This is a genomic window from Streptomyces sp. NPDC059900 (genome assembly GCF_050270335.1).
Taxonomy (GTDB): Bacteria; Actinomycetota; Actinomycetes; order Streptomycetales; family Streptomycetaceae; genus Streptomyces.
Genome location: NZ_JBNNJZ010000519.1, coordinates 1 through 5,792, shown reverse-complemented (window position 1 = coordinate 5,792; position 5,792 = coordinate 1). Strand labels below are relative to the sequence as shown.

General features: G+C 71.3%; 5 protein-coding genes. 2 read left to right on the top strand and 3 right to left on the bottom strand.

Annotated elements, in window-relative coordinates:
• Window positions 1–174: 174 nt before the first annotated feature.
• Together ACQKIP_RS37875 and ACQKIP_RS37870 are read left to right on the top strand one after the other, a co-directional pair.
• Complete coding sequence (locus ACQKIP_RS37875; protein WP_365860278.1) at window positions 175–633, top strand: hypothetical protein; 459 nt, start codon at window positions 175–177, stop codon at window positions 631–633.
• Between the two features lie 26 nt (window positions 634–659).
• Window positions 660–1,394, top strand: coding sequence for a nucleotidyltransferase family protein (locus ACQKIP_RS37870; RefSeq protein WP_365860277.1), 735 nt, complete (start codon window positions 660–662; stop codon window positions 1,392–1,394).
• Between the two features lie 97 nt (window positions 1,395–1,491).
• Here ACQKIP_RS37870 and ACQKIP_RS37865 read toward each other — a convergent pair whose 3' ends face one another.
• The 3 genes from ACQKIP_RS37865 to cysS all read right to left on the bottom strand — a co-directional run bounded on the left by ACQKIP_RS37865 (window position 1,492) and on the right by cysS (window position 5,757).
• The gene (locus ACQKIP_RS37865; protein ID WP_365860276.1) at window positions 1,492–3,135 is read right to left on the bottom strand and encodes a DoxX family protein; all 1,644 of its coding nucleotides are present in this window, start codon (window positions 3,133–3,135) and stop codon (window positions 1,492–1,494) included.
• A 136-nt stretch (window positions 3,136–3,271) separates the two neighbouring features.
• Window positions 3,272–4,231: a 23S rRNA (guanosine(2251)-2'-O)-methyltransferase RlmB gene (rlmB, locus tag ACQKIP_RS37860; protein WP_365860275.1), complete on the bottom strand. Its 960-nt coding sequence runs from the start codon at window positions 4,229–4,231 to the stop codon at window positions 3,272–3,274.
• A 125-nt stretch (window positions 4,232–4,356) separates the two neighbouring features.
• Window positions 4,357–5,757, bottom strand: coding sequence for a cysteine--tRNA ligase (cysS, locus tag ACQKIP_RS37855; protein WP_365860274.1), 1,401 nt, complete (start codon window positions 5,755–5,757; stop codon window positions 4,357–4,359).
• Window positions 5,758–5,792: the final 35 nt, after the last annotated feature.

The following is a 5,792-nucleotide window of genomic DNA, read 5'->3' as shown; positions in this document are numbered from 1 at the left end:
CCCCGCACCGTGGTGCGGGGCCCTCTGCGCGCGCCACGTTGTCGACAAATACCCCGGCAGACCGGTCATTTCGGTTGGCGCCCGTCAACACCGCTCCGAAAAAACCTCATTCTCCGTCGCTCGACCGAGTGACGTAATGTCGCCAAATCATCACCGACCGCTACGCTCACTCGCGTGACGCACTCCGCCAACTACACCCAGAAGCCGCGCCGAGCCCACCGAGGCCCCGCCCGACGCATCGGCCGCACGCTCGCCCTCGTCCTGCCCGTGATGCTGGTGCTTTCCGGAACCCTAGCGGTCACCAGCGTCAACTGGTCGGGGAACTCCTCGGATTCGATGCTCACCGCATCCGCCGACGATCTCTCCGCACCGGCCAAGTCCCGTGCCGCGCACGACGTCCTGCGCGACCGCCTCCTCCTGGAACTCCAGGAGAGGACCCCCGGCGTCGCCCTCACCCACCTCCAGCAGGAGGTGAACCGCCACCCGTCGCTCGCCAAGCACTGCGTGTCCATCGCCCGTGCCCTCGGCCGCGCCGCAGCCCAGAAGTACGGCCCGAGCCGTGCCCAGTCGTACTCCCGCCCGGTCTGCGACACGTCCTTCGCGACGGGCGTCGCCGCCCACAAGAACGGCTGACGGGGGCGGCACGTAGGGTTTCCGGCATGACCGGTGACCCCGACGTCCACAAGCCCACACAGGCCGTTGTCCTGGCCGGAGGCCAGGGCTCGCGCCTCCGTCCGTACACCGATGACCGGCCGAAGCCGATGGTCGAGATCCCCGGCACGGGGACCCCGATCATCGGCCATCAGCTTTCCTGGCTGGCGGCCGAGGGCGTGACGGACGCGGTCGTCTCCTGCGGCCATCTCGCCGAGGTGCTCCAGGAGTGGCTGGAGTCGGCCGACCTCCCCCTTAACGTCACCACGGTCGTCGAGAACGAACCCCTGGGCCGCGGCGGCGGCCTGAAGTACGCCGCCCGCCACCTCCCGCACGCGGACCGCCCCTGGTACGCGACGAACGGCGACATCTGGACCCGCTTCTCGCTGCGCGACATGGCGGAGTTCCACGCCGAGCGCGACGCCACCGCGACCCTCGCCCTGGCCCGCCCCCGCATCCCGTGGGGCGCCGTCGAGACGGACGCGTTCGGGCACATCACGGACTTCATCGAGTCCCCGCCGTCCCCCTACCTCATCAACGCGGGCGTGTACGTCTTCTCCTCTGCCTTCACCGCGCTCCTGCCGGACCGCGGCGACCACGAGCGCACCACGTTCCCGCGCCTGGCCCGTGAGAAGAGCCTGGCGGGCTTCCCGCTGCCGCAGGGCGCCTACTGGCGGGCGATCGACACCGCCAAGGACCTCACGGAGGCCGCGAAGGAACTCGCGGCCCAGACGTCCGGCTGAGCATCACGTACGTCGCCTTACGTACGTCGGATTCCATACGTCGAAGGGGCCCCGCACAGTGTCTGTGCGGGGCCCCTTCGCGTACGGGCAGAGAGCCTCAGCCGCCGCCGAGCAGCCCGCCCACGAGCCGCTCGTTGCCGCGGCCCGTGCCGCCGCCGCTCGCGCCGCCCTCGGGCGCCGCGCCCCCGCTGCCGCCGCTGGACGTGGGTCCCGCGGTGGCCGAGGCCGGAGGCTGCTGGGGCGACGACTGCTGGGGCGGGGCCTGCCCCGCGGCGCCCTGCGTCTGGCTGGGCTGTCCCTGGCCGGTGCCCGCGGTGGCCGTCTCCGGCGCCGCGCCCGGCGTGGTCGCCGCACCGTCCGCGCCGGCGCCCCGCGTGGGGCTGGCGGAGCTGCCCTGCGTCGGCGCCCCGGACCCGGCGGTCGTGGGGCTCTGCGACTGCCCCTGGCGCTGGCGCTGCTTGCCGGGCTCCTGCGGGAGCGGGGAACCGGGCAGTTCGTTGCGCGGGGCCTCGCCGGGTCCCGGCACGGTCACGCGGTCGGCGTCGCGCACGGCGCCGCCGAGCATCGAACCGATCAGCAGCGTGCAGCCGATGACGAACGCTCCGATGAGCCCGCCGCGCCGCAGCACACGGCGCCGCAGCGCCCAGATGTCCACGCGCGGACCGAGCCTGCGCCAGGCCTCGCCGGCGAGGCGTCCGTCGACGGAGTAGACGGGCGCGCCCGCGATGATCAGCGGCGACCATGCAGCCAGATAGATGATGTCCGGCGCGTCGTAGGCGGGGACGGTCTTCCAGCTGACGGTGACCAGGAGCGCGGCGGACAGGAGCACTCCGACGCTGGCCGCGACCCGCTGCCAGAGCCCGAGGACCGTGAGCACGCCGACGATGATCTGGAGGAAGGCGATGCAGAGCCCCGCGCCCACGGGGTGCGAGAGGGCGAACTCGCGCAGCGGCTCGGCGAGCGTCCACGGGTGCAGCGAGTTGAGCCACTTGACCATGGAGCCGCGGTCGCCGCCGTCGAAGTACACGGGGTCGCAGAGCTTGCCCATGCCGGCGTAGATGGAGATGAATCCGAGGAAGACGCGCAGCGGGAGCAGCACGACGCCGAGGTTCATGCGGCGGCCGGGGTAATAGGCGTGCCGCACGGGGTCGGCCCCGTGCCGTTTGACTACCTGTCGTGCGTCGTCGTCATCGTCGTCGAACTCGTCTTCGTCATAGGGAAGCCGTTCGTCGAGGTCGCTCTCGGATGCCGGCATGCGCGGGATGAGCCGGGTGCCGGATTCGGGGCTCCGGGGTCCGATGACGGCAGGCGTGGCCTGCGTGCTCTCGAGATCGTCGTCGTCGATGCGGGGGATGACCTGGGTGGCGCCTCCGTCGTCGTACGAGGTGCCGCCGACTTCGGCCGAATGGCGCACGCCGGTGCCGCGCACGGCCTGGAGCAGGCCGGTGGCTCCGGGGTCGCCCGGCTCGGACTTGCCGCTCCAGACGACGGGCGAGCGGCGTCGGGCGGCGGAGCCGGACGCGGGGATGTGCATGGTGTCGCCGGCACTGCTCAAGTGCCGTGCGATACGCGGGGATTGGGTCCGCTGCGCGGTGGGGAGCTGCACGCGGAAGCTCGCGTGGTTCACGATGACCTGCGCCGGGTCGCTCGGCACCTTCACCATGCTCAGCGCGGGAGCTTCGTCGAACCCTGACGAGCTTCCCCCCGTGGGATTGCGGGGTGTTCTGGTGTCCACACTCATCTAACCGAGTGATGTGTGTTTAGGACACTGCCTTGACCGCGTGGAAATGTCCGGACCGCGTCAAGATCTTCGCCGCACGCCCGCAGGATGCCCGCTGGCCCCTGGTATCGGGGCCGGCGGGCATCCGGACCGGCGGCTAGCTCCGGCGCCGGGACGCTTCGTAGAGGACGACGCCCGCCGCGACACCGGCGTTCAGGGACTCCGTGCCGCCCGGCATGGGGATGCGTACGCGGTAGTCGCAGGTCTCGCCGACAAGGCGCGAGAGGCCCTTGCCCTCGCTGCCGATGACGACGACCACGGGGCCGGAAAGCGCGTCGAGCTCGCCGACCTCGTGCTCGCCGTCCGCGGCGAGGCCGACGATGGCGAGCCCGTCCTTCTTGTAGGCCTCGAGGACGCGGGTGAGGTTCGTGGCCCGCGCCACCGGCGTACGGGCCGCGGCACCGGCGGACGTCTTCCAGGCGCCCGCGGTCATCCCGGCGGCGCGCCGCTCGGGGACGACGACGCCGTGCCCGCCGAAGGCGGAGACCGAGCGGACGACGGCGCCGAGGTTGCGCGGGTCCGTCACGCCGTCGAGCGCGACGATCAGCGGTTCCTGCCCCACGTCGTACGCGGCGGCGGCGAGCTCGTCGGGGTGGGCGTACTCGTAGGGCGGCACCTGGAGCACGAGGCCCTGGTGGTTGAGCCCGTTCGTCATGCGGTCGAGCTCGGGGCGCGGTGCCTCCATGAGGTGGATGCCGCCGCGCTCACCGGCGAGCTGGAGCGCCTCGCGGACGCGCTCGTCGTTGTCGATGAACTGCTGGACGTAGAGCGTGGACGCGGGCACGCCCTCGCGCAGCGCCTCGACGACGGAGTTGCGTCCGACGACCATCTCGGACGTGCCCTTGCCGCGGCCCTTCACGGCACTGGGGCGGCGTCCGCCGCCGGGGCCGCCCGCGGCCTTCTTGGCGGCGGCGTTGGCGATGCGGTTCTTCTTGTGTCCCTTGCGCGCCTCGGCGGGCGGCGTCGGGCCCTTGCCCTCAAGGCCGCGGCGCCGGTTCCCGCCGCTGCCGACCTGCGCGCCCTTCTTGCCGGACATGCGGCGGTTGTTAGCGGCCATGACCTACCTGTCTCTGTGATGCGTGCGGTTGCCGTCGTACGGCGTGACTGCGCACTGCGTGAACTGCGTACGTATATGAAGTGTGCCGCCCGGGTCGCCGGGCGGCACATTGCGAGGTCAGACGCTCAGCGCGGGCCGAGAGTCCACCGCGGTCCGTTCGGGCCGTCCTCGATGACGAGACCGGACTGGTTGAGCGAGTCGCGGATGGCGTCGGCGGTGGCCCAGTCCTTGCGGCCGCGCGCCGCCTCCCGCTGCTGGAGCACGAGGCGGACCAGGGTGTCGACGACGCCGTGCAGGTCGTCCCCGCGGTCGCCGTCGCCGGCCCACTGCGGGTCGAGCGGGTCGAGGCCGAGGACGCCCAGCATGGCGCGCACCTCGGCGAGCCGCTCGACCGCGGCTTCCTTGTCGTCGGCGGCGAGGGCGGAATTTCCCTGCCGGACCGTCGTGTGGACGATGGCGAGCGCCTGCGGGACGCCGAGGTCGTCGTCCATCGCGTCGGCGAAGGCGGGCGGCACCTGGGCGGCGGGCTCGACGACGCCCCCGGCCTTCTCCACCACGCGCTGCACGAAGCCCTCGATCCGCGCGAACGCGGATTCGGCCTCGCGCAGGGCTTCCTCGCTGTACTCGATCATCGAGCGGTAGTGCGGGGTGCCGAGGTAGTAGCGCAGGACGATCGGGCGCCACTTCTTGACCATCTCCGACACGAGGACGGAGTTGCCGAGCGACTTCGACATCTTCTCGCCGCTCATGGTGACCCAGCCGTTGTGCACCCAGTACCGCGCGAACGCGTCGCCGAAGGCCTTGGCCTGCGCGATCTCGTTCTCGTGGTGCGGGAAGATCAGGTCGATGCCGCCGCCGTGGATGTCGAACTCACGGCCGAGGTACTTGTGGGCCATCGCCGAGCACTCCAGGTGCCAGCCGGGCCTGCCGCGGCCCCAGGGGGTCTCCCAGCTGGGCTCCCCCTCCTTGGCGTTCTTCCACATGGCGAAGTCACGCGGGTCGCGCTTGCCGGTCTCGCCCTCGCCCTCGGGCTGGAGGAGGTTGTCCAGCTCCTGGTTGGACAGCTCCAGGTAGCCCGGGAAGGACTTCACGTCGAAATAGACGTTGCCGTCCGCCTCGTACGCGTGGCCACGCTCGATCAGGCCGCGCATCATCTCGATCATCTCGGTGATGTGGCCGGTGGCACGCGGCTCGTACGTGGGCGGCAGGCAGCCGAGGACGTCGTAGCCGTCGTTGAACGCCCGCTCGTTCTCGTATCCGATCGACCACCACGGGCGGCCCTGCTCGGCCGACTTCCGGATGATCTTGTCGTCGATGTCCGTGACGTTGCGGATGAAGGTGACGTCGTAGCCGCGGTAGGCGAACCAGCGGCGCATGATGTCGAAGTTCAGGCCCGACCGGATGTGCCCGATGTGCGGGGCTGCCTGCACCGTCGCGCCGCACAGGTAGATCGAGACACAACCGTCGGTGAGCGGGCTGAAGTCTCGGATCTGCCGGGCGCTGGTGTCGTACAGGCGAATCGTCACCACACCAGGGTAGTGGTCCAAGGACAGTGCCCTGC

Bases quoted from the DNA above. Each gene is read 5' to 3' on its own strand.
- ACQKIP_RS37870 (WP_365860277.1), top strand. From the start codon at position 660: ATGACCGGTGACCCCGACGTCCACAAGCCCACACAGGCCGTTGTCCTG.
- ACQKIP_RS37865 (WP_365860276.1), bottom strand. From the start codon at position 3,135: ATGAGTGTGGACACCAGAACACCCCGCAATCCCACGGGGGGAAGCTCG.
- rlmB (WP_365860275.1), bottom strand. From the start codon at position 4,231: ATGGCCGCTAACAACCGCCGCATGTCCGGCAAGAAGGGCGCGCAGGTC.